Annotated in this window: 23 protein-coding genes; 17 read left to right on the forward strand and 6 right to left on the reverse strand. The window is 41.8% G+C overall.

The genetic code is table 11. The features are described 5' to 3' along the window. The first annotated feature begins 46 nt into the window (after positions 1-46). The 3 genes from ACRWQM_RS17485 (at position 47) to mutM (ending at position 3,534) form a co-directional block, all read left to right on the forward strand. Positions 47-1,864, forward strand: coding sequence for a bifunctional molybdopterin-guanine dinucleotide biosynthesis adaptor protein MobB/molybdopterin molybdotransferase MoeA (locus ACRWQM_RS17485; protein WP_434930750.1), 1,818 nt, complete (start codon positions 47-49; stop codon positions 1,862-1,864). A gap of 349 nt (positions 1,865-2,213) precedes the next feature. After that, complete coding sequence (locus ACRWQM_RS17490) at positions 2,214-2,666, forward strand: hypothetical protein (RefSeq protein WP_434930751.1); 453 nt, start codon at positions 2,214-2,216, stop codon at positions 2,664-2,666. A 52-nt stretch (positions 2,667-2,718) separates the two neighbouring features. Further along, a complete protein-coding gene (gene mutM / locus ACRWQM_RS17495; protein WP_434930752.1) occupies positions 2,719-3,534 on the forward strand; it encodes a bifunctional DNA-formamidopyrimidine glycosylase/DNA-(apurinic or apyrimidinic site) lyase in 816 nt (271 codons plus the stop codon). Positions 3,535-3,635: 101 nt separating this feature from the next. Here the strand turns inward: mutM and ACRWQM_RS17500 are convergent, their stop codons facing one another. After that, positions 3,636-5,144 carry a capsule assembly Wzi family protein gene (locus tag ACRWQM_RS17500; RefSeq protein ID WP_434930753.1) on the reverse strand — a complete coding sequence of 503 codons (1,509 nt, stop codon included), beginning with the start codon at positions 5,142-5,144 and terminating at the stop codon, positions 3,636-3,638. A 4-nt stretch (positions 5,145-5,148) separates the two neighbouring features. After that, entirely contained in the window at positions 5,149-5,655 is a 507-nt protein-coding gene (gene coaD / locus ACRWQM_RS17505) for a pantetheine-phosphate adenylyltransferase (protein WP_434930754.1), read from the reverse strand. A gap of 242 nt (positions 5,656-5,897) precedes the next feature. Here coaD and ACRWQM_RS17510 point away from each other — a divergent pair, with 242 nt between their 5' ends. The 4 genes from ACRWQM_RS17510 (at position 5,898) to ACRWQM_RS17525 (ending at position 9,995) form a co-directional block, all read left to right on the forward strand. Continuing rightward, complete coding sequence (locus ACRWQM_RS17510) at positions 5,898-6,218, forward strand: hypothetical protein (RefSeq protein WP_434930755.1); 321 nt, start codon at positions 5,898-5,900, stop codon at positions 6,216-6,218. A gap of 185 nt (positions 6,219-6,403) precedes the next feature. Continuing rightward, a complete protein-coding gene (locus tag ACRWQM_RS17515) occupies positions 6,404-7,030 on the forward strand; it encodes a YjbF family lipoprotein (RefSeq protein ID WP_434930756.1) in 627 nt (208 codons plus the stop codon). After that, entirely contained in the window at positions 7,027-7,803 is a 777-nt protein-coding gene (locus ACRWQM_RS17520) for a capsule biosynthesis GfcC family protein (RefSeq protein WP_434930757.1), read from the forward strand. The genes ACRWQM_RS17515 and ACRWQM_RS17520 overlap by 4 nt, the downstream gene beginning before the upstream one ends. Before the next feature lie 2 nt (positions 7,804-7,805). Beyond that, the gene (locus tag ACRWQM_RS17525) at positions 7,806-9,995 is read left to right on the forward strand and encodes a YjbH domain-containing protein (RefSeq protein ID WP_434930758.1); all 2,190 of its coding nucleotides are present in this window, start codon (positions 7,806-7,808) and stop codon (positions 9,993-9,995) included. A 197-nt stretch (positions 9,996-10,192) separates the two neighbouring features. Here the strand turns inward: ACRWQM_RS17525 and ACRWQM_RS17530 are convergent, their stop codons facing one another. Beyond that, positions 10,193-11,221: a glycosyltransferase family 9 protein gene (locus ACRWQM_RS17530; RefSeq protein ID WP_434930759.1), complete on the reverse strand. Its 1,029-nt coding sequence runs from the start codon at positions 11,219-11,221 to the stop codon at positions 10,193-10,195. A 102-nt stretch (positions 11,222-11,323) separates the two neighbouring features. Here ACRWQM_RS17530 and ACRWQM_RS17535 point away from each other — a divergent pair, with 102 nt between their 5' ends. After that, positions 11,324-12,058 carry a 3-deoxy-D-manno-octulosonic acid kinase gene (locus ACRWQM_RS17535; RefSeq protein ID WP_434930760.1) on the forward strand — a complete coding sequence of 245 codons (735 nt, stop codon included), beginning with the start codon at positions 11,324-11,326 and terminating at the stop codon, positions 12,056-12,058. A gap of 44 nt (positions 12,059-12,102) precedes the next feature. Here ACRWQM_RS17535 and waaA read toward each other — a convergent pair whose 3' ends face one another. Beyond that, complete coding sequence (gene waaA / locus ACRWQM_RS17540; protein ID WP_434930761.1) at positions 12,103-13,368, reverse strand: lipid IV(A) 3-deoxy-D-manno-octulosonic acid transferase; 1,266 nt, start codon at positions 13,366-13,368, stop codon at positions 12,103-12,105. Positions 13,369-13,502: 134 nt separating this feature from the next. Between waaA and ACRWQM_RS17545 the strand changes: the two genes are divergently transcribed. From ACRWQM_RS17545 to glpG, 5 genes are all read left to right on the forward strand, one after another. Further along, on the forward strand, positions 13,503-14,159 hold the full coding sequence (locus ACRWQM_RS17545; protein WP_434927769.1) for a TetR/AcrR family transcriptional regulator: 657 nt from the start codon (positions 13,503-13,505) through the stop codon (positions 14,157-14,159). A gap of 281 nt (positions 14,160-14,440) precedes the next feature. Further along, a complete protein-coding gene (locus tag ACRWQM_RS17550) occupies positions 14,441-15,634 on the forward strand; it encodes a glycine C-acetyltransferase (protein ID WP_434930762.1) in 1,194 nt (397 codons plus the stop codon). Positions 15,635-15,678: 44 nt separating this feature from the next. After that, entirely contained in the window at positions 15,679-16,704 is a 1,026-nt protein-coding gene (gene tdh, locus ACRWQM_RS17555) for an L-threonine 3-dehydrogenase (protein WP_434927767.1), read from the forward strand. A 125-nt stretch (positions 16,705-16,829) separates the two neighbouring features. Then, positions 16,830-17,138, forward strand: coding sequence for a thiosulfate sulfurtransferase GlpE (glpE, locus tag ACRWQM_RS17560; RefSeq protein ID WP_434927766.1), 309 nt, complete (start codon positions 16,830-16,832; stop codon positions 17,136-17,138). Then, positions 17,135-17,977 (forward strand): rhomboid family intramembrane serine protease GlpG, encoded by an 843-nt coding sequence (gene glpG / locus ACRWQM_RS17565; RefSeq protein ID WP_434930763.1) that lies wholly within the window; start codon positions 17,135-17,137, stop codon positions 17,975-17,977. The genes glpE and glpG overlap by 4 nt, the downstream gene beginning before the upstream one ends. A gap of 39 nt (positions 17,978-18,016) precedes the next feature. On the opposite strand, the gene elbB is transcribed toward glpG, so the two are convergent. Then, positions 18,017-18,670 carry an isoprenoid biosynthesis glyoxalase ElbB gene (gene elbB, locus ACRWQM_RS17570; protein WP_434930764.1) on the reverse strand — a complete coding sequence of 218 codons (654 nt, stop codon included), beginning with the start codon at positions 18,668-18,670 and terminating at the stop codon, positions 18,017-18,019. A 564-nt stretch (positions 18,671-19,234) separates the two neighbouring features. Between elbB and polA the strand changes: the two genes are divergently transcribed. Beyond that, positions 19,235-21,991, forward strand: a complete 2,757-nt coding sequence (gene polA, locus ACRWQM_RS17575) for a DNA polymerase I (RefSeq protein ID WP_434930765.1) — start codon at positions 19,235-19,237, stop codon at positions 21,989-21,991. 666 nt (positions 21,992-22,657) lie between these two features. Here polA and yihA read toward each other — a convergent pair. Then, on the reverse strand, positions 22,658-23,329 hold the full coding sequence (yihA, locus tag ACRWQM_RS17580; RefSeq protein WP_226412061.1) for a ribosome biogenesis GTP-binding protein YihA/YsxC: 672 nt from the start codon (positions 23,327-23,329) through the stop codon (positions 22,658-22,660). Between the two features lie 254 nt (positions 23,330-23,583). Between yihA and ACRWQM_RS17585 the strand changes: the two genes are divergently transcribed. The 3 genes from ACRWQM_RS17585 to yihI all read left to right on the forward strand — a co-directional run bounded on the left by ACRWQM_RS17585 (position 23,584) and on the right by yihI (position 26,292). Then, a complete protein-coding gene (locus ACRWQM_RS17585) occupies positions 23,584-24,204 on the forward strand; it encodes a c-type cytochrome (RefSeq protein ID WP_434927762.1) in 621 nt (206 codons plus the stop codon). 812 nt (positions 24,205-25,016) lie between these two features. Beyond that, complete coding sequence (locus ACRWQM_RS17590) at positions 25,017-25,679, forward strand: methyltransferase domain-containing protein (protein ID WP_434930766.1); 663 nt, start codon at positions 25,017-25,019, stop codon at positions 25,677-25,679. A gap of 55 nt (positions 25,680-25,734) precedes the next feature. Further along, a complete protein-coding gene (gene yihI, locus ACRWQM_RS17595; RefSeq protein ID WP_434930767.1) occupies positions 25,735-26,292 on the forward strand; it encodes a Der GTPase-activating protein YihI in 558 nt (185 codons plus the stop codon). Positions 26,293-26,344: the final 52 nt, after the last annotated feature.

Here is a 26,344-nt window from a genome sequence, read left to right on the forward strand (position 1 = left end):
CAAGTTATCTATAAAAACCAGCACAGTCTTTCAATTAGAGGTCATTATGTCTTCCGTTTTTAATAATCCACTGTCTATCCCTGTTCTTGGTTTTTGTGCATACAGTGGCACCGGCAAAACCACACTATTGAAACAGCTTATTCCTGAATTGAATCGTCGTGGACTTCGTTTAGCGGTGATCAAACATGCCCATCATGATTTTGATGTCGACATTCCCGGCAAAGACAGTTACGAAATGCGCAAAGCAGGCGCGAAGCAAGTGCTTGTAGCATCCCATGTTCGCTGGGCGTTAATGACAGAGGATGCATTAGAGACAGACCCGAGCTTAGCTCACCTGCTGAAACAAATTGAAGTAGATAAAGTTGATATAGTCTTAGTCGAAGGTTTTAAAAAGCTGGCCTTGCCTAAAATTGAATTACATCGCGCGTCACATGGCAAACCTTTAATCCATACCCATGATGACAACATTGTCGCTATTGCTTGCTGCGATGACACACAAACGCCAGCAGAATTGACTCGATTAAATCTCAACAATGTTGCTCAAATTGCCGATTTTGTCATCCAATATCAACAAAGTTGGCAAGCTAAATACGTCGCTTTGCCGATTGATCTCTTAACTGCACAAACACCAGGTGATGGCCAACAAGGGCTTTCGGTTGCGCAAGGCATTAATCATATTCTTAGTCAGGTCACCCCAATTATTGCAACAGAGTCAGTCTATTTAGACGAACTGGATAACCGTATTTTAGCCAATGATTGTATTTCCTCGGTTAACGTTCCGCAACAAACTAATTCAGCTATGGACGGTTACGGGTTTGCATATCACGATGTTGCTTCTGGCAAGCCACTCACCATAGTGGCAGAAGTACTGGCTGGCCATGGCTATGACAAGGTTGTAAAACCAGGGGAAGCGGTAAGCATTATGACCGGTGCGCCAACCCCACAAGGTGTCGATACCATTCAACCTCGGGAGCTTTGCGACACTCAGGACAACCAATTAACGCTGTTAGAAACCACTCATATTAAGCTAGGTCAGCATGTGCGCTTAGCCGGTGAAGATATTGCTATTAATGAGGTAGCCCTAGTTAAAGGTAAGCGTTTAGGTGCGGCTGAGATAGGTTTATTAGCCTCTTTAGGGGTTCATCAAGCATCAGTGGTTAAAGCACCAACAGTGGCAGTATTTTCCACCGGCGATGAAGTCAGCCAGCCAGGTGACGCCCTTAAACCAAATTGTATTTACGACTCTAACCGTTACACCATCAAAGCAATGGCCAGAAAGTTAGGCTGCAAAATTATCGACTTAGGTATTATTGAAGATAATGAACAGGCACTTACAGCCGCTTTACTTCAGGCATCCGAGCAAGCAGATATTGTGATTAGCTCTGGTGGTGTGTCTGTAGGAAATGCTGATTACATTAAAACCGTACTGGCTAAAATTGGTCAAATTAATTTTTGGCGCATCAATATGCGGCCCGGTCGCCCTCTGGCGGTAGGTAAAATCAATAACAGCTTGTTCTTTGGCTTACCGGGGAATCCTGTCGCTGTCATGGTGTCATTTTTACAATTCGTGCAACCTGCATTACGTAAGCTTGCGGGTGAACAACAATTGGCAGGTGAACAACAATGGCAACCCAGTTATATGCCAGCGGTTGCCGATGAGTTGTTGCGCAGTAAAACAGGCCGCACTGAATTTCTACGCGGGGTTTATCGTATTGCCGCAGACGGACAAGTGCATGTTACCTCAAGCGGTGCTCAAGGCTCTGGCATGTTGAATTCGATGGTTACCGCCAACTGCTTAATCGTAATTGGTGAAAAGGATGAGCATATTGCCAAGGGCGAGCGTGTTTTTATTCAGCAACTTTAACTCACGTTTTAGAAAAATCTATGGGGGAAAGATAAGTCAAATTGAAGATAGTTCAGATAGCCAAGCAGGATATTAGCAATTGTCTGTAACTGATCGCTGTGATTTTGTTACCTCTATTGTGTGAGTGAAGACACCGATTTATTTACCGCGTGAGCTAGATGCCCATAACAACAAATAGCTCACGTATCTCGAAAATAGCTAAAGCAATAATGAAAGCGTGCAGATATTTCGATTTATCAGTGCCGTAGGTGGTTACTTCTATCAAGCTGACTTTACCTCATTGAGGATATTTAGTATTTCTCACCATAGATGATAAACTCAAATAACGTTTCATTATCCTATTGAGCTTATGGCTTTATCACGTAAAAAATGGAATACCATTATTATCCTGGTCACAGCAATGATGATTGCTGTACTGAGCTTTATTAATAGTAAAACCGAACAGGTACCAACTGATGCAATGCCATTGTTTGACAGCACCTTGCCGTTAAAGCAACTGCACATCAATAATCAATGGCTTGCTGACTCTAACGGTCAATGGCAGTGCTCTGATGACGTCCTTAACTGCTTGCAGTGGACTGAAGCTTGGCAAAACATTGCTATATCTGCATTACAAATTGAACCCATACATACCTCTGAACCTATCAAGATTACCTTTGCCATTGCCAATATTGACGAGCCCCAAGTGTGGTTGTTATTCACAGAGGAGGGTTTATTGCAATCACCCGGATTCAATTGGTATAAAATTCCCCCAAGCTTACGCGCTGATCTATTGCCCATAGTCAACGTACAATCTCGCTAAGCATCAAAGTGAATAATTGTAGATGACCCACCATAAGAGAGATTGCTAAGCCATGCCAGAATTACCAGAAGTAGAGGTCACCCGCCAGGGGGTCAGTCCTTTCCTTGTCGGCCAAACCGTTGACCAGTTGATTGTACGCAATAGCTCATTACGCTGGCCTGTCCCGGATGTTGCGCAAAACATTGTTGGACAAACCATTAACAGCGTGCGTCGCCGCGCTAAATATTTACTCATAGATACCGATGCTGGCATTACCATTGTACATTTAGGCATGTCTGGCAGTTTACGCATTTTGCCACGTAATACACCGCCTGAAAAACATGACCATATCGATTTAATCCTCAGTAATGGTCGCATGCTGCGCTATAACGACCCCCGCCGCTTTGGTGCCTGGTTATGGTATGAACTCCCCGAAGAGGCTCACCCGCTATTGTCTAAGCTAGGGCCTGAGCCACTAAGCGATGCCTTTAATACTATCCAACTGCAAACTGCGTTAGCCGGTAAGAAAAAGGCTATTAAACTGTGTTTGATGGACAATCACATTGTCGTCGGGGTCGGTAATATTTATGCCAATGAAGCATTATTTGCTGCGGGTATTCACCCACAAACAGCGGCTGGCAATATAGACATTGAACGTTTGACCATCTTAGTTAATGAGGTGAAATTAATTCTAGCTCACGCCATCAAGCAAGGTGGCACCACGCTGAAAGACTTCACTAATGCCGATGGTAAACCAGGTTACTTTGCCCAAAAACTACATGTGTATGGTCGCGGCGGTCAAACCTGCACAGCCTGTGGTAATTTATTGAGTGAGATAAAATTAGGCCAGCGCACAACGGTTTTTTGTGGAGTGTGCCAACCTCGGTAAATTAAATCGGTTGCATCAAGCATGAGCCTCATAAACTAGAATACAAAAAGGGAGCCGAAGCTCCCTTTTATTGAATACATTATGACTAAAATATTTAGCCTTTAAAAACGGTATTCATAACTACCAAATACCGTACCATCGGTTTTATTATCTTCAACTTCAAACTTCGAACTAGAAACTGCACCGCCAAAGGTCACCATTCCCGACAAAATCGGCATACGATAAGACACTTCTAACATTAACACGTCTTCTTTAGGTGGTTGGGGCGCCCATTCATTACTACTGTTTTGGCCGTCATTATTTAACTGGGCGTAACGTAGAATAGAACTCAAACCATGACTGTCTTTAAATTGGCCCACTAAGCCTAAAGCATACACTTTAGCATCACTGTCATAGGTGCTGCCCAAAGCTCTGCCATAATAACGCGAACCACTTTTATAGGTACTATGTTCGTAAAAACAATTAAAGATACTTTGATCTGTTCCACACGCCACTATAGTGTCGGTGTATTCAAAAAACAATTTGTATTGCTGGCTATCAAAAGCAAAACGAGTATCCGCACCCATCATCATGCCGCAGCCGGCTAAATCCCATGGCGCTGAGCCACTTGGATCTTCACAGGTGCGCTCTAAATACAAACCGACAGGAACATTAAACCAACTCTCTGAATAACGTGCATCAAAGCCCGCCATCTGATTACCATTTTTTGTGTCTAATGTAGGATCACAGTTCGCATCGCCGTTAGCACATTCACTACCACCACTGATAGCATCAAAGAAGGTTGAAAAACCACACTCTTCACCTTCACCACAAAACATGGTGGTCCACGAGACACCCAGCTCTAATTGTTTTAGTGGCCTAATAGTGCCGCGAAAATTCCACAGCAGTGGATTTGCTACCGCTCGCTCTTCTTCCAAACGGCTAAAACCCGCGGTTAATGTCCAGGGGCCTACCCAGGATAACAACGGCGTTTCAAATGCAGCAGCATTATTACGACTAAGCATTAATGATGGTGCGGGACGGGCATTATTTGACTTAATTAACCCAGAATCAAAACCCGGGCCCCACCATTGATTCAAGGTGCTAGCGGTAACAATCCAATTTCCCATCACCATTGCAAAGTAAGAATCGTCTAAACGCACTTCTTTATCATCTAATGGATCGTAATTCGCAGAAGCACTGATCTTATAAACGAATCGTTCACCCATATATTCATGGCTGCCGATTAACTCACCTTTTTCACGATAATCAGAACCAAAATGTTGAAAACGAGCACTATCACTGGCTGCGGTTGCTTTAATTCTTGTGTTGTTGCGGTTGCCAATAGCTATTTGATAATAAAAATTGACTCGCGCGAAAGCATCGACTAAATCTGCTGACATCAGTGATGGTTCGGCTTTAGATAAATCAACACCTATACCAGACCACATTAACGGGTAGGTATTCACTGGCACAGTTATGATACCTGCATCGGCTAAGGCTTGAATATCAGCCCGTAAATAAATATCAGATGTATCAACCCAAGGCGCTGCTTCAGATTGGGGGCTATGGGTAATAACTATTATGCCGAAGGCTGCGACTAATGCGGAAAGCTTAAATCCTTTTAACATAATCCTATTTACCTTGTTGCAGCGCATGCATCTGCGCTATTTTCATTTTCAATGCTACTGCCACCTGTGGATGAACGAATTGAGATACATCACCGCCGTGTAAAGCCACTTCCTTTACTAAGGTAGATGATATAAATGAATTTTCTTCAGCTGGAGTCAAAAAGACCGATTCTAAATCAGGGCTTAAACGACGATTCATGTTAGCCAGTTGGAATTCATATTCAAAATCAGACACAGCACGCAAACCCCGAACCAATACACTGGCTTTCTGCTCTTTTGCAAAATCAACTAATAACCCTGTAAATCCTACCACCTCAACATTATCTAAATGAGCGGTAACCAAATTAACCTGTGCTACGCGCTCTTCAAGGGTAAATCTAGGTTGCTTAGAAGGATTAGACGCAATGCCTATAATCACATGCTTAAACAAACGCGCAGCTCGCTCGATAAGATCGGCATGTCCATTAGTAACAGGATCAAACGTCCCAGGGTAAATTGCTCTTCTGTGCATAGTTAAATAGTCTTGATGATATATTTTTAATGATTTTATCAGTTCTATGCACCTCAACACACTGATCATTGATAATAAACTAAACATTTTTTTGTAAAAAAGTACAATATCGTGTAAATTTGTGATTCGATAGGGCTGAATATTTATTGAGCAATTATATCGAATTATATATGGATGTAGGTCGGTTATGTGCTAATATTCCATCAGGTTTGTTTGAATTATTTTATGGGAAGACTTTGAATATGAAAAAATCAGCTATCGCGTTATCAATTGCTTTATTAACAATCGTTTCAGCTTCTGCAAATGCAGCTGACACTACCACTGGCACTCAAGCAGGTGTTGGTGGTGCAGCTGGTGGTGGTGGAGCTGCAGGTCTTACAACTGGTTTATTAGTTGCAGGTAGCGCTCTTGTTGTAGCTGGTGTTGTTACTGCTACGCAAGACAGTAATGCTGAAGATGGTACAGGCCCAGGCACTGGTACAACTCCAGGTACTGGCACTGGCACAACGACTTCTAGCACAGGTACTGGTACTGGCACGACAACAACTTCAGTATCAAACTAAGTCGTTTGGCTGCACTAAAAGCACATTTTTTAATGTGCTTTTTTATTTTCTTTTTTTAGCAATAATCTTAAAGCTTAAGGAATTGAGCTCGTATGCATCCGACTTCCCATAACAAAGCCCTACCATTCATTATCACCTTTTTGGCGCTCACTGGCTGTACCAATTCAGCGATACAGGTGGGAGCAATGCTAAAAGAAAGCGTTGTCGGCCTACCTAGTGATAACATTCCGGTGAGTGAAATAGCTAGCAGCCCATACTCGAGTGTTTACGTTACCATTAACGATGCCCATCAAGCCTATGTTCTACTCGCCTTAGTCGAAGCTCCACAAACTCTTCCTCCCACTCAATTTAGCTCACAAAATGCAGAGCTAAAATGGGTCTCATCTGATGCCGGTATGTTAGTTACTCGCAACAGTCGTTTATTAAAAACCATCAATCTTTATGATGGTAACAGAGTGAGTTTAACGAGCGATCAAACAGATCCTATTGCATTGGGGCTCCATTTAGCCAGTACCCCCTTACAATGGCAAAACACTATTGATTGGCAACCGGGTTATCACCTTAATTATCAACAGTACTCGACATTTACTTTTATCGCTGATGAAACGGTATCGATTAATGATAAGCCAGTATTAGCGAAAAAATTTAATGAACACGTCGTTGTTCACAATTTGAATATGGAATATACCAATCAATTTTGGGTCGATAATGCCACAGGATTAGTGCTGAAAAGTCGCCAAAAAATAGCCCCTAATTTGCCGTATATCGATATAACCTTGTTAAAACCTTACGGTTTTGGAGACGCTAAATGAAGTCTTTAATTCAATTATGCTTGGTGTTTGTGATAACTTTTTCGCAAAATATCAATGCAAGCACTTCAATTACGGTTAAACAGTCAATTGCGGCACAGCAATCACTCACACTCCGTTATGATCAGGCGCCTCGACTAGTACAGATAATGCAAGATAGTCTAATACACAGTCCGCAATTTGCCAGTAATCAACACCCACAGGCTATTTATTGGTTATCCGCTGGTCTGTACGACTCTAAAACCGAAACCCAATTTCAACAAAAGCAGCAGAAAATACTGAACTCGCTTAAAACTAAATATACCGACATGGGTCAACCGCAAAATATTAATGCACTTAAATCATTGTCATCATGGATAAATAGCAATAAATTCATTAAAAGAGAATTTATCCCGCTTGATTTCGATAGCATTCGTCTCAAACAAGAACTAAATCCTCTGCTTACTGGGCAATATTTACTGACTTTACCGACAAAATCTGACTCTGTATTAGTACTTGGCGCTGTAGAGGAAAATGGCCCACTACCATTTAAAGCTAATCAACCAGCCACTGCCTATTTAGATTTGGCAATGCCGATTAATGACTCAGAAAATAGCTTTGCTTGGCTTATTCAGCCTGATGGTAAAGTCACTAGCTATCCGATTGCTTATTGGAATCAACAGCACATTGATATTGCACCAGGTGCTATCATTTATTTAGACTTTCAAGGTGTTAGAGATAACGAGCCAGAGTTAAATAGTGCAATACTCGAATTACTAAGACATTGGGTGCGTTAATCATGAGTCATGTAAAACAGACTGTTTATTCTTTTTGTGCTATCCCATTAATAATCAGTGGTATAGCTATTTCTACTCAAGCGCAAAGTGATGAATTTGCCACCATTAAACTCACCCCATCGCAGAATGATTTTGGCGGCGTTGGTTTGATTCAAATGCCGACAGGCAGAATGGCGCCTGAAGGGGAGTTTAACGTCAATGCCACCTTCAATGAAGACTACTACCACGGCGCCTTGTCACTACAACTTTTTCCCTGGTTAGAAACAACCATTAGGTACACTCAAGTGCCTGATGTACTGTACAGCGATGACCCTAGCTTTAGTGGTGACACTTATTACACAGATAAAGGTATTGACGTAAAGCTACGCTTACTTGAAGAAAGCTATTGGATACCTGAAACATCTATAGGCTTACGTGATATTGGTGGTACTGGGTTGTTTGACAGTGAATTTATTGCCATGACCAAAGCCTTTGGTCCTTTTGATGCCACTATTGGTATAGGCTGGGGCTATATTGGTAATAGTGGTAACTTAATTGATACCGATAAAACATCATCTGTCGATTGTAATAGAAGTACTGGTTATAAAGGTACTGGCGGTAGTATTGACTTTGAACGATGGTTTAAAGGTTGTAGCGCTATTTTTGCCGGTATTGAGTATCAAACCCCCTGGGATCCATTGCGTTTAAAGGTAGAGTATGACGGCAACGATTATCAATCAGACTTCCCCGCGGTTCGAACCGGCGTTCTATTAGAGCAAGACAGCCCAATTAACTTCGGTGTCCTATATAAGGCAGGTAATTGGGGTGACTTTAAACTCAGTTACGAGCGTGGTAATACCTGGACATTAGGCTTTAGTTTGGCAACCAACTTTAATACATTAAAATCTAACTGGCGTGACACACCAAAACCTGTGATTGAAGATAAACCTGATACTGCAGACCGCAAAGTAGATTTACCTGAATTAAATAAGCAACTGGCTTTTGATGCAGGATATAAAGGCGCTAAAATTTATATTAAAAATGATCAAGTTACCGTTGTTGCGACGCAAACTAAATATCGCGATAGAAAACACGCCCACGATCAAGCGGGTCGCATTTTAGCCAATCAATTTCCTGAAGCTAAAACATTCAATATTATTGAGGAAGCGGGTCATTTACCTACAACAGAAACGCGTATTGATGCCAAACAGTTTAAAGCTGCTGTAAAATACGATTATATTGATGCAGATATCAAAGATAGCATTACTGTTGTTGAACCTAATATGCCAACAGAAAAAGCTGATTGGCAGACAGAAGATCAGTGGAACTTTGGTTTTGCGCCTAAGCTGGCACAGTCTTTTGGTGGCTCAGAAAACTTTTATATGTACAACTTTGGTCTCAATGGTTCCGCCAGTCGCTGGTTAACCGAGCATATTGAAGTCGGCGGTTCAATGTATATAAATATACTTGATAACTATGACCAGTTTAAATATAAAACTCCGCCTGATGGAACTGACTTAAAGCGAGTCAGAACACTAGTAAGACAGTATGTTTCAGACGCACCTGTTCGAGTCGACAATCTGCAACTGACCTGGTTGGATAAAGTCAGTGAGAATATTTATGCCCAGGCTTATGTTGGCTATTTAGAAATGATGTTTGGTGGTGTCGGTGGAGAAGTGCTTTACCGTCCATTAGACAGTGAATGGGCTTTTGGTGTTGATGCAAACTATGTAAAACAGCGTGATCCTGATGATATATTTGGCTTTTTTGATGAAGAAATCAATTTTGATCCAGACTCAAATCGTTACTTCCGTGCACAAACAGGAACGTTTACCGGCCATGCTAGTGTGTACTATCAACCCAAATGGTTTGATGATGTGTCACTTCGAGTCAGCTATGGTCAATTCCTAGCAGAAGATCGTGGAGTCAGCGTTGAATTGGCTAAACAGTTTAATAGTGGTGTGATTGTTGGTGCTTTTGCATCTAAAACAAACTTGTCTGCAGAAGAGTTTGGCGAAGGTAGCTTTACAAAAGGATTTTATATTTCAATACCTTTTGATGCCATATTTCCAAAACCGGTTTCAAACCGTGGCAGTTTAGCTTGGCAGCCACTAACTCGTGATGGCGGTCAAAAACTGAGTCGCAAGTTCGAATTGTACGGTGGTACAGATGCTAGATCACCTTGGTTAAATAAACCTTCTACGGTCAAGTAATACTCACTAGACCACAAAAAATGGGCAAAGTATTTAATACTTTGCCCATTTTTATATACTCTTTTTTAATACCCACTACTTCAAATCAATTATTGTCAGATAAAATATTCAGTAAACTAAACATCGACCGCTAGTGTAATAGTGGTGCTGTCAATTTTGCTCCTGAAACATTAATATCTCAGCAACCTTAGATATACCTATATGTTCAAACAATCAAATTGCTCAATAACAGCAGCAACGTCAATCATGACCATTAAATGATCGCCTTTGGCTCTTTTTCCCCAAGGAATGTCGCCCTGCACTTGCGTCGCTATAACTTGCGGATAAACGCTCACGGTATGTTGGCGATAGAAATAGGGCCCTGTTCGATCAGGGTTAGAATGTGCATATAGACCGATTACGGCAGTGCCCTGCGTGACAGCCATATGTAATGGTCCGGTATCAGGTGCAAGTACCCGTTTTGCCAACTTTAACACCGCAAGCAATTGCGTTAAGGATGTTTTACCGACTTGGTTGTCTAACATATGTTGACTGTGTGATTGAATCGCATCGGCTAAATCTTTTTCTAGTTTTGTGGGACCACCGCACAACATTACCCTAAAGCCTTGCGAAATCGCATGATCGGCCACAGCAGCGTATCGCTCAGGTAACCAGTTACGTTCAGCTTTGCTGGCTGCGGGGCAAATAATAAATACCTTATCATCCCCAATAAGTTGTGAGGCAAAGTCGGTGTCAGCTTGTGGGACAGGAATATGCCAACGCGGGGTTAAGTCTGTCACGCCAATGGCTTTGGCAAACCCCATAAAACCGTCTAAAACATGTGGCGTTGCTAGTGGTTCTACCGCATGGTTAGTCACTAGCCACTGGCCTTCTTTGGCTCTGGCCTTATCAAAACCAACTCGAACACGAGCGTTAATCATCAATGATGCGATGGTGGCTCTTAAAGCCACTTGCATGTGCAAAAGCACATCGAATTTTTGTCCGACTAATGCTTTACGCAATGCACCATAGCTTCGCCAACCTTGGGATTTATCAAATATGACAAACTTTATCCCAGGGAGATACTGTAATAATTGATATTCTACTTTACCTATAATCCAGGTAATGCTGAGCTCAGGATATTCACGCTGAATAGCTTGTACCATAGCCACGGCATGACACACATCACCAATGGCAGATAACCTTAAAAGGCATAATGATTTCATCTTGCTGGGGTCAAACTTCATGGGCGTCCAATGTAAGATTAAGCAAGCGAAGTTGCCAGTGAATGCAAGTGAGTGATCTTAAGGTATAATGCCCTTTTGATCTAGCAGGGTTATTAACTATTCATGCAGCTAAAATCCATACCCAACGGCGTTATTGCTTGGTGCCCACCATCAGCAGCACAATTAACTGTCGACAGTTTCACTGTTGAGCACTGGCAGGCGAACGATGCAGTCGTTGGCCAGTCCAAAGGACGCTACACCACTTGGTTTGTGCAAACCGGTGCTGAACACCAACAGCAACAGTGGGTGTTACGTCATTATTGGCGTGGTGGATTAATGGAAAAGTTTAGCCGTGACGCTTACTTCTACACAGGATTAGCTCGCACACGCGCCTATGCCGAGTTAGCGTTATTAGAGCTGCTTTATCAAGAAGGTTTTGCGGTACCGAACCCTATTGCGGCTAAAATTGAACGTTTTGGTTTCTGGTATCGAGCAGATATTATTATTGAGCGAGTCGCTGGTGCGAAAGATCTAGTGGCGCATTTAACTAACCAGCCACTTACTGAGGCTCAGTGGCACGCATTGGGCCAAACTATTGCTAAGTTTCATCTGCGTGGGGTGTACCATGCCGATCTTAACGCGAAGAACATTTTAATCTCTGGTGATTCATTCTCGTTAATCGATTTTGATCGCGGTGAAATTAAATCACCGCAGAAACAATGGCAACAGGCAAATTTACAACGATTATTGCGCTCGTTTAACAAAGAGCAAACTAAACAACCGACCTTACCATTCACCACAGAAAACTGGCAACAATTAATCCAGGGCTATCAAACGCTAAACCCAATAGGGCTGTAAATTAAGCGCCAATAAAAGCAGCCTATTGAGCACTTTCGTGTATTTTAGTGCGTTAATAACTGCGCGATTAGCGCATATTGCTTTTCAAGTGCGCCTTTATTTTGCTCAACAACACCACGCGCAGCTAGCACAGCTTGTTGATAATCTTGCTGATGTTCAAAAAAGTGCAGTAGTGTGTCGGCAAGATCATCAGCATTGGCTACCACTTTAAGACCTCCAGCTTGTTTCAGCAGCGCAGTAATTTCGGCAAAATCCCAATGATTAGGCCCCACAGTGACGGGTAACCCCATTGCTGCTGGCTCTAGTGGGTTGTGCCCACCGTTATTAATTAACGTGCCGCCGACAAAAGCTTGGTCTGCTGCGCCATATAACATCACCAACTCCCCCATAGTGTCGCCTAGTAACACTTGAGTTTGTTCAACCACGTTATCATTCATACTACGACGCGCTAATTGCAGACCAGCTTGAGCAATGGTAATAGCTGCTAAATTAAATTGCTCAGGATGACGCGGCGCCATAATTAACAAGGCTTGAGGGTATTTGGCTAACAGTTGTTTATGTGCAGTTAATATTGCGTCAAACTCGCCGGGATGAACACTGCCCGCCACCCAAATCGGCGCTTGTTGGCGTTGCCATTGCAGCCTTAACGCTTGAGCTTGCTGTAATTTTTGCGGATCAATTGTGAGGTCAAATTTTAAGCTGCCACACACATGCACAACGGCGGGGTCAACACCTAACGAAGAAAACCGGCTAGCTTCTGCTTGAGTTTGCACCGCAATAGCGCTTAATCGTTTTAACATAGGCCGAGTTAGCCATGACTTACTTTGATACTTTTTAGCAGATTTTGCTGACAAACGCGCATTGGCTAGAACTAACTTAACTTGCTGTTTATCTGCAAAATATAACAAGTTTGGCCACAACTCGGTTTCCATAATGATCAACATTTGGGGTTTTGTCTGGCGTAAAAATCGCTTCACTGCATAAGTAAAATCCAGCGGTAAATAGCAATGCTGTACTTTAGTGCCAAATGCTTTGACCACTTCGCTAGACCCTGTTGGGCTAGTCGTCGTGACGGTAAATTTATACTCTGGATAGGTTTTAATTAGCTTTTTAATTAGCGGCACAGCGGCCAAGGTTTCACCCATTGAGACACAATGCACCACCACATCGGTTTTTGCCCATTGGGTTAAACCAAAACGTTCACCCCAACGACTGCGGTAGTCAACACTCTTATAGGCACGCACGCCAAAATAAATTACAACTAATGGAAACAAGAGGTAAAGAAATATCGAATACAGAATTCGGAACATTAATTAGCTACTTTTGAGATTTTTGCTTGTCAGATAAACACAATGTTAACATAATCATAATTCATAGGGATATGAACTCTCGATTATCATGTCGCCATAAGCGTAAATGACTTTTTGTTGAAATTGGAAACCGCATGAAAACCCGCGATAAAATTGTTTTTGCAAGCCTCGAACTGTTTAATGAACACGGTGAACGTGCCACAACAACCAATCATATTGCTGCCCATTTAGGTATTAGCCCGGGTAATTTGTATTACCACTTCCGCAATAAAGAGGACATCATTAACTCCATATTCAGTTTGTATGAAAGTCATTTGGAGTCGGGGTTTAAGCCGTACGATGACATCCCAATTACGGTTGACTTACTGATTGGTTATTTTGATGCCATGTTTTATACCCTATGGCAGTTCCGCTTTATGTACGCTAATTTAGCCGATATTTTAAGTCGTGATGATGCGCTTAAAAAACGTTATTTACATGCCCAGCAGCAGGTATTAAATCGCTCTAGTGATGTATTACGCAAACTGAAAAAAGACGGCATATTAGCCGTAGATGATGACCGCATTATCGACTTAGCAGACACGATTAAAATGATGGTGAGTTTTTGGATTAGCTACCAGTTAACGCAAACGAGTATTGGCACCATAACTAAAGCCACTTTATACGATGGTTTATTACGGGTTATGATGATTTTTAAAGCTTACTCAACGCCGTCATCCATCGCCACGTTTGATCGTTTAGAACATCATTATCGTGATATCGCTAGCCAAGAGCGCGCTGCCGCAGCGTAAACTCTACAGCCATCAAACAATGTTGCCCGAACCCGCTACAATAGTATGTGGGTTGGCGGTATTTTCGATAACAATTCATTCATAATTCTGATTAGATTTTCTAATCGAAACACCTCAATTGCCCTAATCTTGTTAATGTTGCATTTGCCACTATAAAAAACACTGTGGGACAACAAAAATACAGGTTAGAATGCCATCAACTCCAACTGACCTGCCCCGTGTAGACCGATTTTACACTGAGGTTTGGATTAGCATAATAACCAATATCTAGGAGAAAAAAGGTGGCCTCAACCTCTTTCTATGACCGTATCAACCAACAAATTGCCGATGTAAAAACCGATGGCTTATATAAAAGTGAGCGTGTAATTGCATCTGCTCAGCAAACCTCGATTGAAGTTAATCACACTCAAGTTATTAATTTTTGTGCTAATAACTATCTAGGTTTAGCTAATCACCCTGACCTTATTGCAGCAGCAAAAGCGGGTTTAGACACCCATGGTTTTGGTATGGCTTCGGTGCGTTTTATCTGTGGTACGCAAGATATTCATAAGCAATTAGAAGCAAGCTTAAGCGCGTTTTTAGGTACTGAAGATACTATTTTGTATTCTTCTTGTTTTGATGCCAACGCCGGTTTGTTCGAAACCTTATTAGATGCCGAAGATGCTATTGTGTCTGACGCACTTAATCACGCCTCAATCATTGACGGCGTACGCTTATGTAAAGCGAAGCGTTTCCGTTATGCCAATAATGATATGGCTGATTTAGAAGTCCAATTAAAAGCAGCTCAAGACGCTGGTGCACGCAATATTTTGATTGCCACCGACGGTGTGTTTTCGATGGACGGCGTAATTGCCAACCTCAAAGGCGTATGTGATTTAGCAGATAAATACGGCGCATTAGTGATGGTCGATGACTCTCACGCCGTGGGCTTTATTGGCCAAAATGGCCGTGGTACACATGAGTACTGTGATGTGATGGACCGAGTGGACATTATTACAGGTACTTTAGGTAAAGCATTAGGTGGCGCATCAGGTGGTTTTACTGCTGCCAAAAAAGAAGTGGTTGAGTGGTTACGTCAACGTTCACGCCCTTACTTATTTTCAAACTCTTTAGCCCCATCAATTGTCAGTGCGTCGATTCGTGTGCTTGAAATGCTACAAACTGGGCAAAACTTACGTGAAGCCGTATGGGAAAACAGCCGTTATTTCCGTGAGCAAATGACAGCTGCAGGCTTTACTTTAGGCGGCGCAGATCATGCCATTATTCCGGTTATGATTGGCGATGCAAAACTAGCAAGTGACTTTGCTAACAAATTACTGGCTGAAAATATCTACGTGGTCGGTTTTTCGTTCCCTGTTGTTCCTAAAGGACAAGCACGTATTCGCACCCAAATGTCAGCCGCACACACCCGTGAGCAATTAGACCATGCTATCAGTGCCTTTACCCGAATAGGTAAAGACATGGGCATTATTTGATCTTAGCCAAGACGACAACAGCTCGGAAATAATAGGTTATTAAGATGAAAGCACTAAGTAAATTAAAGCCTGAAGAAGGCATCTGGATGGTTGACGCACCAAAACCAGAAGTAGGTCATAACGACCTATTAATCAAAATTCGTAAAACGGCTATTTGCGGCACTGACGTACATATTTACAAATGGGACGAATGGGCGCAAAAGACCATTCCTGTTCCTATGATCGCGGGTCATGAGTATGTCGGTGAAGTAGTCGGCATGGGCCAGGAAGTGCGCGGATTTGCTATTGGCGATCGCGTATCAGGTGAAGGCCACATTACCTGTGGGTATTGCCGAAACTGCCGAGGCGGTCGCACTCATTTATGTCGTAACACTTCTGGTGTGGGTGTAAACCGTGATGGCGCATTTGCTGAATTTTTAGTATTACCAGCATTTAATGCCTTTAAAATTCCAGCGGACATTCCGGATGAATTAGCCGCTATTTTTGACCCATTTGGTAACGCTGTTCATACCGCATTATCATTTGATTTGGTCGGTGAAGATGTATTAATCACAGGTGCTGGGCCTATTGGTATTATGGCTGCGGCGGTTTGTAAGCATGTGGGCGCTCGCCATGTGGTGATTACCGATGTTAACGAATACCGCTTAGACTTGGCCCGCAAAATGGGTGTAACCCGCGCTGTAAACGTCGCCAAAGAAAACTTAAAAGATGTGATGAAAGATCTCGGCATGACAGAAGGCTTTGACGTCGGCTTAGAAATGTCTGGGGTTCCATCAGCGTTCCACGCCATGTTAGACACCATGAACCACGGCGGCAAAATTGCCATGCTAGGTATTCCTGGTGGCGATATGGCTATTGACTGGAGCAAAGTCATTTTCAAAGGGTTAATCATCAAAGGTATTTATGGCCGCGAGATGTTTGAAACCTGGTATAAAATGGCCAGTTTAATTCAGTCGGGATTAGACCTGTCACCTATTATTACCCATCATTTCAATATTGATGACTTCCAACAAGGCTTTGACGCTATGTGTTCAGGCCAATCAGGAAAAGTGATTTTAAATTGGGACTAATTTAGGCACAGCCCTAAACCTAACATAATATTCACACCAATAAGGGGTTGTATCATTACAACCCCTTATTACATAATCACGTTTACTTTGTTATTTATTCCGTTATTTTTACCTTAAGGTGCAGCATGTCGACTTTTAAGCATTTATCTATCAACGAACTCATCCATATGACTACAGATTCTAACGATGTACAGATTGTTGATATTCGCGACGGCGCCACTTTTAATGCCGGGCATATTGAAAACTCGATCAATTTAACTAACGAAAATATCGCTCAGTTTATTGCCGATGCCGATATGGATAAACCACTAGTGGTTGTCTGTTACCACGGTATAAGCAGCCAAGGCGCTGCAGGCTACCTTATTGAACAAGGTTTTGATGATGTCTATAGCCTTGATGGTGGTTATGTCGCATGGGGAGCCGCCCACGCATGATAGAAATTGGCCTGCTACCATACGCTCGCACCGCACAGGCTTTTGTGGATTACCTAACAGGTTTGGGTATTGAGAGCCATATTGAGCCTCACCCTCATGGCGTAGCAATTATGTTAGTTGAGCCACAACATGAAGCAAAGGCCCGTAATGAATTTGCTCAATTTGTGTTGCATCCTCACGATGACAAATATCTACAGGCTTCGTGGGATAATGGCAGTACACAGACAAAGTTTGATTATGGTTCAGGTGTTTTAGGCTTAGCCCAGCAATTTATTACCGGCGCAGGACCACTGACATTAATCACCTTTTTTAGTTGTGTTGTTGTATATGCATTAATGAACTTAGGTCTGGGTAATGCCACCTTTAGCGCATTATCATTTTTTAGCGCTGTGTCTGACAGCAACCTTAATCAAGTTTGGCGTGTATTTACCCCCTCATTAATGCACTTTTCCGCGATGCATATTATTTTCAATTTACTCTGGTGGTGGTATTTGGGTGGTAAAATAGAAACTCGCTTAGGGACTAGGCCCTTATTGTTTTTATTGCTTATGGCGGGCACCTTGCCCAATATTTTACAATTTTTTATTACAGGTCCCAATTTTGGCGGCTTATCTGGCGTGGTCTATGCGGTAGTCGGGTACACCTGGTTAATGGGTGTACGAAAACCAGATTGTAGTATCGCATTACCACAATCTTATATGGGCTTTATGATGGTTTGGTTAATATTAGGGTTTACCGATTTATTAGGTATGCCAATAGCTAACGGGGCGCATGTGGGTGGTTTGTTGGTGGGTCTAGCTCAAGCACTATTCGATAGCCGTAAATCAGCTAAAAGCTAACCCTCCTCTTTGTCATTGCTGGCAAGCGAGGGTTAGCATTTACCCTATCATTTCTAACACCTTATTAACCAGTTTCTCGATGCCTTCATTAGCTTGTGCAATGCTAGTTGCCAGCATGTAAGCTGGAGTTGTGACTATTTTATTCGCCTCATCAACAAAAATATCCTCAACATTCGCCGCATGATGTTCGCCGCCCATTTCATTAAATGCATGAGCAGTTTCATTGTCACGGCCAATAGTGCCCTTAACATTCGTGTAAATAACAGGTAGCATCATAGGGGCAATACACATGTAGCCTACTGGCTTATTCGCCAACGCAAACTCCCGCAAAAAGGTCTCAACAATAGGCGAAATAATGCAATCACTGCCATTAGTGGCAAAGTTAGATAAGTTTTTCGCTGCGCCAAATCCACCAGGCACAATCAAGCCATCAAACTGGTCAACGTCTAAGTTGGCTGCGTTAAGCACTTCTCCTCTGGCAATTCGTGCTGACTCAACTAATACGTTTCGTGTTTCTTGAGCTGTAACCTCACCAGTTAAATGGTTAACCACATGCATTTGATCAATATCAGGGGCAAAACACTGATACTTAGCACCCGCACGAGACAACGCCAGTAAGGTTAAAACAGCCTCATGCACTTCAGTGCCATCAAACACACCACATCCACTTAATAATACTGCAATAGTTTTCATTGTCGGTTCCTTCACCTTAGGATTGATTACGTAATTTTTTAACAAATGCTCAACAAAACACTTGATCTGATTAAAAATCGTGCTAACTTAGCTCATCAAATTTTTTGTAAAGTCAGTTATTCAATTTTATACCGTCAATCGCTACGAAAAATATCAGAGCTGGATTATCGGAGAATCCATTAAATGAATTATCCGATGTAGTTTGCAACACCAAAAAAGCTTTAATCTATCGTTTATATATCAAGGGACTAACCCAGTTAAATAAAAAAGTCCACATAATAAGAATAATTTATAAAACTTATATACCGCTCACAAAAATTAAAATAAACAATATAATTCAACAAGTTATATTTTTCAATTCTAGTCGTATTTAAAACTATCCTGTTATTTACACAAAATGACTCACAGACTTATCCACAGGCTGTGACCATTGTGCGTGGTCATTTTTGTTGACACTTTTCGCTTGAGTTAAGTTACTCATAACGTTCAAACATTCATAGTCCATTTCATGCTATATTCACTGCTAGTATATTCTTTTCAACATAACAGAAACGAACTCATATTATGCCTATAGTTGCTCATAATCCGCTTATTTTGGTCGATGGATCGTCTTATCTTTATCGCGCTTACTACGCACCACCACACTTAACCAACTCTAAAGGGGAGGCAACAGGCGCTGTATATGGCGTAGTAAACATGTTGCGTAGCTTATTAAGCCGATATGAGCCTTCACATATCGCGGTAGTTTTTGATGCTAAAGGCAAAACATTCCGTAATGACATGTACAGTGAGTACAAAGCGCAACGTCCTCCTATGCCGGATGATTTACGCAGTCAAATTGAGCCATTGCACCGTATTATTCGCGCATTAGGCTTGCCGTTGATCAGTATTGAAGGTGTGGAAGCCGATGATGTAATAGGTACTCTTTCTCGTCAGGCGAGTAAAGAAGGTCGGGCGACATTAATCAGTACTGGCGATAAAGACATGGCCCAGCTCGTTGATGAACATGTCACTTTAATCAATACCATGACAGATACCATCATGGGACCAGAAGAAATAAAAACTAAATTTGGTGTCGGTCCCGAATTGATCATCGACTTTTTAGCCTTGATGGGAGATAAAGCCGATAATATTCCAGGCTTGCCTGGTGTAGGTGAAAAAACAGCCCTTGCAATGTTAACGGGAGTTGGCAGCGTGGCAAAATTACTAGCCGATCCTCAATCTGTACTAGAGGTGAACTTTAGAGGCTCAAAAACCATGCCTGCTAAAATCATCGATAACGCAGACATGTTGAAATTGTCTTATGAGTTAGCAACCATCAAAACAGATGTTGAACTAGAGCAAGACTGGCATGGTCTGGATATTAAACCGCAAAACCGTGACGAACTCATTGCTTGTTATGGCGAAATGGAATTTAAGCGTTGGTTAGCAGAGGTATTGGATAACAACAACCCAACAGCGCCTAAAGCTGAAGAAACGGATGAGCCAAGTTCGGTGCCAGTTGTAATAGAAACTGACTACCAAACCATTTTGACTGACCAGCAACTTGACCAATGGATAATCACATTAGGTCAGGCAGAGTTAATTGCCGTGGATACTGAAACCACCAGTTTAAATTATATGGATGCTGAATTAGTCGGGATTTCATTTGCGGTAGAAGCCGGAAAAGCAGCCTATTTACCTCTAGGACACGATTATGAAGGAGCGCCTCAGCAACTGAATAAAGCAGCTGTATTAGAAAAACTTCGCCCTATTCTTGAAGGCACTAAACCTGAGAAAGTCGGTCAGAACCTAAAATACGACATCAGTATATTTGCTAACGCCGGCATTAAGTTACAAGGGGTGCGTTATGACACCATGCTTGAATCTTACGTGTTTAACTCGGTTGCATCACGTCATGATATGGACGGTTTAGCGCTTAAGTATCTAGGCCATAAAAATATCAGTTTTGAAGAAGTTGCAGGTAAAGGCGCCAAACAAATCACCTTTAATCAAGTGTCGCTCGACATTGCCGCACCCTATGCCGCAGAAGATGCCGATATTACCCTTCGCTTACATCAGCACTTATGGCCAAGAGTCGAAAAAGAAGCCAAACTTGCCAGCGTATTTAATGAGCTAGAATTGCCACTTATTCAAGTATTGTCCGATATAGAGCGACAAGGTGTGTATATCGACTCAATGCTACTCAGCCAACAAAGTGGGGAATTAGCTCAAAAGCTCGACCAACTAGAGCAAGAGGCATATGAAATAGCCGAAGAAAAATTTAACCTTGCCTCACCCAAACAGCTGCAAGTGATATTTTTCGACAAGTTAAAATACCCAGTTAAAAAGAAAACACCTAAAGGCGCACCTTCTACCGCTGAAGATGTCTTAGTTGAACTCGCGCTAGACTACCCATTGCCTAAAATTATTTTGCAGCACCGCAGTTTGGCTAAATTAAAAAGTACCTATACCGATAAATTACCGTTAATGGTTAACTCTACCACCGGACGCGTGCACACCAGTTACCATCAGGCTAATGCGGCAACCGGACGTTTATCATCTAGCGATCCAAACTTACAGAATATTCCTATTCGCACCGAAGAAGGTCGCCGTATTCGCCAAGCGTTTATTGCTCCAGAAGGTCGTAAGATATTAGCGGCGGATTACTCGCAAATTGAATTGCGTATTATGGCGCATTTGTCGCAGGACAAAGGCCTATTAACTGCCTTTGCCGAGGGTAAAGACATTCACAAGGCAACTGCTGCTGAAGTGTTTGGAGTACATTTTGAAGAAGTCACCACAGAACAACGCCGCCGTGCTAAAGCAGTCAATTTTGGTTTGATTTACGGCATGTCAGCATTCGGTTTAGCTAAGCAATTAGATATTCCACGCAATGAAGCTCAAACCTATATCGACACCTACTTTGCCCGTTACCCTGGCGTATTAAAGTATATGGAAGACACACGTGCTGATGCCGCTGAACAAGGATACGTATCCACTTTATATGGTCGTCGTCTGTATTTACCGGAAATAAAAGATCGTAATGCAATGCGCCGCCAAGCTGCAGAGCGCGCTGCGATTAACGCGCCAATGCAAGGTACTGCTGCGGACATTATCAAAAAAGCGATGATTGCTGTAGCAAACTGGATAAAGCAAGACACCCATGGCGAGATAAGCATGATAATGCAAGTTCACGATGAACTAGTGTTTGAAGTGGATGCAGATCAAGCAGAGGCGCTAAAACAAAAAGTGTGTCAGCTGATGGCCGATGCGGCCAAATTAGATGTTTATTTACTCGCAGAAGCTGGTATTGGAGACAACTGGGATCAAGCCCACTAAGCTCATAAATGCCAAAAAGTTAACTCGATTCAAGATCAAGCCAAAACCGCGCCAGAATAGCGCGGTTTTTTTATCGGCTAAAATTAACGTCAATCCTCTGATATTAATAACTAAAATCTATAATAATGATAAATGAATAAAAAATAGATAGCAGTCGACTGTGCTTAAGTTCACATTATTGTCGTTTTATATGAAAAACAGTTTTCCATTTAAAGTCCAATAGGGTATTATTCTTGTCGTAGGGTACAGAGGTTAAGATGTTCAGTCTTTCAAACCTTTATTTCACTAGCGATAGTGACCAGCCAAATTCGGCGCCTCAGCAATGTTTATTGCTGAGGCTTTTTTTTGGTTTTTTTTAATCGATTTGTGACTTTAAAACTGCACAATGGGAAAATTAATGATTATTTGTAATTTAAATTCGATTTTTTAGAGTAAATACTTTAAATGAGTTAAAAATAGCGTTATTATATTTGTATTGAGAGTCATCAAATTGAGTTGATGTCACTTGAGTCTTGTTGAATTTAGCTTCTCCCCAAAAAGAGCTAAAGAATTTTATACCGATAGCCCTATGGTTATCGGTTTTTTTTGCTTGTAAAAAATGATAGACCAATAAAAAAGCGTAATGTGATTAACACATTACGCTTTTTTATTATCGATAAGTAGCTGCTAATCTTGCTGCTCTTGTTGTTCTTTTTCAAGCGCTTGCTGATCAAGTAGCCATTGTGGATTACACCACTTATTTAAAATACTCAGCACTTTTGGCTTACCTGTGCCTTTAGTTGACGAAAATGGCTCAACTTGAACCCAATCGCCAAATTTAGACAAATCTTTACGCACGGCGTTAACTGTTTTCATCTTCACGTTTTGCGCAAGCTTGTCAGATTTGGTCAATAAAGCTAACACGGGAATTTCACTGAACACCGCCCATTCAATCATTTGCATATCTAAATCTTTAAGCGGATGACGAATGTCCATCAATACCACAACACCACTTAAGCAAGCACGTTTTTGTAAATACTCGCCTAACGCAAGCTGCCATTTATTTTTTAACGCTAATGGCACTTTAGCAAAACCATAACCAGGTAAATCAACTAAACGGCGGTCAGCAGCGAGAGAAAACACGTTAATTAACTGAGTACGGCCAGGTGTTTTACTGGTTCTGGCTAAACCTTTTTGCTCGGTTAACGCATTTAATGCACTGGATTTACCGGCATTAGAGCGGCCCGCAAATGCAATCTCAACACCTACATCGCCAGGAAGATATTGATCTAAGTGTGCAATGTCAGGTGCACTGATTAAAAACTTAGTTTGACGAAAGTCGATTTGAGATTCAGACACGGTTTACTCCAGAAAATGTTTACCTAACATCATATTTATGTTTCAAATGCTGCCTTTTGCACGTTTTCGTGTAAAATATCAGCCAGATCACATTATAACTCCAAGCAAATCTTAATATTGTGATTTAAAAAGCTCTTAAATGAACTCTAAAAGCCTCATTTAAAGCAAAATTGTCGCTTGGAAAACTATTTTACCACGCTTGCGGGTTATCCTAGTAAGCTCAGGACAATAAATTAACAAGAAGTTGGAACGCCATGAAAAAGTTAGCTCTTGCGCTGTCTGTAGTAGCCGCTATGTCATCACCTGTTATGGCTGAAGGTAATGCCGAAGCGGGAAAAACTAAAGCACTCGTATGTTCTGCCTGTCACGGTGTTGACGGCAATAGCATGATTGATATGTACCCGAAACTCGCGGGACAACACCCATCATACCTTGAGAAACAGTTAAAAGAGTTTCGTGCAGCAATGCAAACAGGTGGTAAACAAGGTCGTATGGACCCAATCATGGGCAGTATGGCTATCGGGTTAAGTGACCAAGATATTGCTGATCTTGCAGCCTATTACTCATCGCAAAAGCTTATTGTGGCTGATGTAGCCGATGTCCCTGCTGCGGGTGAGTCGCTTTACAAAGGTGGCGATATGGCTCGCGGCATAACATCATGTATTGCATGTCACGGTCCAGATGCAAAAGGCATGGCAGCGGCAGGGTTTCCAGCTCTTGGCGGCCAACATGCTAATTACATCAAAATTCAATTAACTAAATTTCGTGAAAAAAGCCGTAATAACGATATGAACGGCATGATGCAAGACATTGCGAAAAAGTTAACCGATGCAGATATGGAAGCTTTATCTAAGTATATTTCAAGCATTAAGTAGTTTTAAATCATAAATCTACTGATTAAATAATGGGTCTGATTGACCCATTATTTTTGACCGCCAGTTTACGTTTACGTCAACTTCATACCATCAATGCTTGACAGGGTTGACGCTTTTAGGGTTAAATACCCCCCGTACCGAGATGAACCCAGCTGTTTATTGCTAATAATAATAATGTAAAAACAGATCTCGGACCTTGTCATTTAAGATATAAGAATAAATTGAATCAATAATAATAATATACTTACGGCCACTCAATAATAATAACAAAGAGTCGCGATTTCGGTTTGAAATCCAGGTCAGATAATTTGTAAGGGATAGACCAATTGGTCGACATGCTATATAGCACTGCCTTACGCAACAGAGATAAAAGCAAACTGTATTCGCACACAAAGCTCATGCTTAGGATGCATTCACTGGAAGCCGACTATCACTGGAAGGTACTTTATACATGGATAGTAAATTCACGTCACAGATGACGGTTAGGAATATGATGTGTCATTAATGACCGTCTACGGAAGCTGAAGTTAGGATGACTACAGAGCATATAAAAAGCGTCATAGATGACCAATAATAATAAGCGCATGGAAAGCTTAAAAAACAAGAAGGATCCGACCGGGAAGTCGCATAGCAAGCATGGATACTTGGAATCAGAATAAGGTGCTTTTTGCACTGTTTATAAGGTGGCAGTTTACTGCCACCTTTTTTCTTGTCTTTTTTTCAAGCTAAACTGTATATCTTGGTGATTTTAAAGCTCAAAAAATCCCTATATACTGTCATGACACATCCTTCTATAGGTGTATAAATATTTAATGATACCCTGCCCTCTGTGCAATCATCAGGCTCAATTTTTTTTGCAGGATAAAAAGCGCGCGTTTTATGTCTGTCCTCATTGTGGGCTAGTTATGGCAGATCCTAAGTCTCATTTAAGACCCAGTATTGAAATGCAACGTTATGGCCGAGCACAGAAAGGGGCTAAACAACGGCAGCTTTCACAATTCTTAATGCCACTTTTAGCGCAAATTAATTTACAACAATCTGGTACATTATCAGGACTTAACTTTGGCCGAGTGCTGGATCAACAATGTTTGCAGTCAATTAATGAAGCCGGCCATAGTGTTAAACAGTACGATCCTTTTTTCGCAGCGGATCACAGTGTATTGCAAACAACCTATGACTTTGTCTGTAGTTATAAAGTGTTTGAGCATTTTCGCCACCCAAATAAAGAGTGGCAATTGTTATCTCGTTTAGTTAAACCGGGGGGATGGTTAGCAATTAGTACCCCACTGATGACGGATTTAAGACATTTTAATAAGTGGCATTATAAAAATAATCCTACCCATGTGAGCTTCTATCAACGACAAACTTTCGAATATTTAACCGAAAATAGCGAATTTACGCTATTATTTGTATCGCAGGCGCTCATTTTGATGCAAAAATCATCAGGATCTGGTATAAAGCGCATCCTAATTTAATGCACGTTGGCATTTTGCCGGCGTGAGCTGTTTTAAAAAGTAACTGAGATAATTCATGGCGCGCAGTAAAAAAACTCGCAAGGGCGGAGAGAACGGCCCTAAATTTGCACCTAGAGTCAAAAAAGCCGATCGTAAAGATGCTGAAGGAAAACGTGGCGAAACAGGCCGAAAGTCTGGAAGTCGTCACAACGAAGCCTTACTAAAGAAAAGTGCACCCTCTAATGCCGGCAAGTCGACAGACCCTCGTCATGGCAGTAAAAAGCCTGTAGCACTAGCACCTGTGGTCAAAGTATCTAAAGTTGCGGAACAGGATAAGCCTAAGCAACCTAAACTGACTGACGAGCAAAAGTTGCTCAAGTTAGAAGATGACCCACGCCTAAATAGCTTGTTAGACATGCTAGAAGAAGGCCGTGATTTGTCTGCAGAAGATCAAAAGTGGCTTGATGCTCAATTAGACAAAATTGAACATTTAATGAACCGCTTAGGGTTAAATGAACCTGAGCCAGCTCCAAAAGCAGTCAAAAAACCCGCTAAATCAGATTCTGATGATGACTTATTAGCCCGGTTTGAGTCTGGTGAGAATCACTTAAACGATTACTTCTCCAAAGACTAAATAAACTCCCGACTGGCGCTTAATGCGCCAGTTTGTTATTCGTCGTAGTCAG

This window comes from Shewanella sp. HL-SH5 (genome assembly GCF_051163755.1).
GTDB lineage: Bacteria > Pseudomonadota > Gammaproteobacteria > Enterobacterales > Shewanellaceae > Shewanella > Shewanella glacialimarina.

Coding starts and splice junctions, on each gene's coding strand:
- ACRWQM_RS17485 (WP_434930750.1), top strand. CDS start 47: ATGTCTTCCGTTTTTAATAATCCACTGTCTATCCCTGTTCTTGGTTTT.
- ACRWQM_RS17490 (WP_434930751.1), top strand. CDS start 2,214: ATGGCTTTATCACGTAAAAAATGGAATACCATTATTATCCTGGTCACA.
- mutM (WP_434930752.1), top strand. CDS start 2,719: ATGCCAGAATTACCAGAAGTAGAGGTCACCCGCCAGGGGGTCAGTCCT.
- ACRWQM_RS17500 (WP_434930753.1), bottom strand. CDS start 5,144: ATGTTAAAAGGATTTAAGCTTTCCGCATTAGTCGCAGCCTTCGGCATA.
- coaD (WP_434930754.1), bottom strand. CDS start 5,655: ATGCACAGAAGAGCAATTTACCCTGGGACGTTTGATCCTGTTACTAAT.
- ACRWQM_RS17510 (WP_434930755.1), top strand. CDS start 5,898: ATGAAAAAATCAGCTATCGCGTTATCAATTGCTTTATTAACAATCGTT.
- ACRWQM_RS17515 (WP_434930756.1), top strand. CDS start 6,404: ATGCTAAAAGAAAGCGTTGTCGGCCTACCTAGTGATAACATTCCGGTG.
- ACRWQM_RS17520 (WP_434930757.1), top strand. CDS start 7,027: ATGAAGTCTTTAATTCAATTATGCTTGGTGTTTGTGATAACTTTTTCG.
- ACRWQM_RS17525 (WP_434930758.1), top strand. CDS start 7,806: ATGAGTCATGTAAAACAGACTGTTTATTCTTTTTGTGCTATCCCATTA.
- ACRWQM_RS17530 (WP_434930759.1), bottom strand. CDS start 11,221: ATGAAGTTTGACCCCAGCAAGATGAAATCATTATGCCTTTTAAGGTTA.
- ACRWQM_RS17535 (WP_434930760.1), top strand. CDS start 11,324: ATGCAGCTAAAATCCATACCCAACGGCGTTATTGCTTGGTGCCCACCA.
- waaA (WP_434930761.1), bottom strand. CDS start 13,368: ATGTTCCGAATTCTGTATTCGATATTTCTTTACCTCTTGTTTCCATTA.
- ACRWQM_RS17545 (WP_434927769.1), top strand. CDS start 13,503: ATGAAAACCCGCGATAAAATTGTTTTTGCAAGCCTCGAACTGTTTAAT.
- tdh (WP_434927767.1), top strand. CDS start 15,679: ATGAAAGCACTAAGTAAATTAAAGCCTGAAGAAGGCATCTGGATGGTT.
- glpE (WP_434927766.1), top strand. CDS start 16,830: ATGTCGACTTTTAAGCATTTATCTATCAACGAACTCATCCATATGACT.
- glpG (WP_434930763.1), top strand. CDS start 17,135: ATGATAGAAATTGGCCTGCTACCATACGCTCGCACCGCACAGGCTTTT.
- elbB (WP_434930764.1), bottom strand. CDS start 18,670: ATGAAAACTATTGCAGTATTATTAAGTGGATGTGGTGTGTTTGATGGC.
- polA (WP_434930765.1), top strand. CDS start 19,235: ATGCCTATAGTTGCTCATAATCCGCTTATTTTGGTCGATGGATCGTCT.
- ACRWQM_RS17585 (WP_434927762.1), top strand. CDS start 23,584: ATGAAAAAGTTAGCTCTTGCGCTGTCTGTAGTAGCCGCTATGTCATCA.
- ACRWQM_RS17590 (WP_434930766.1), top strand. CDS start 25,017: ATGATACCCTGCCCTCTGTGCAATCATCAGGCTCAATTTTTTTTGCAG.
- yihI (WP_434930767.1), top strand. CDS start 25,735: ATGGCGCGCAGTAAAAAAACTCGCAAGGGCGGAGAGAACGGCCCTAAA.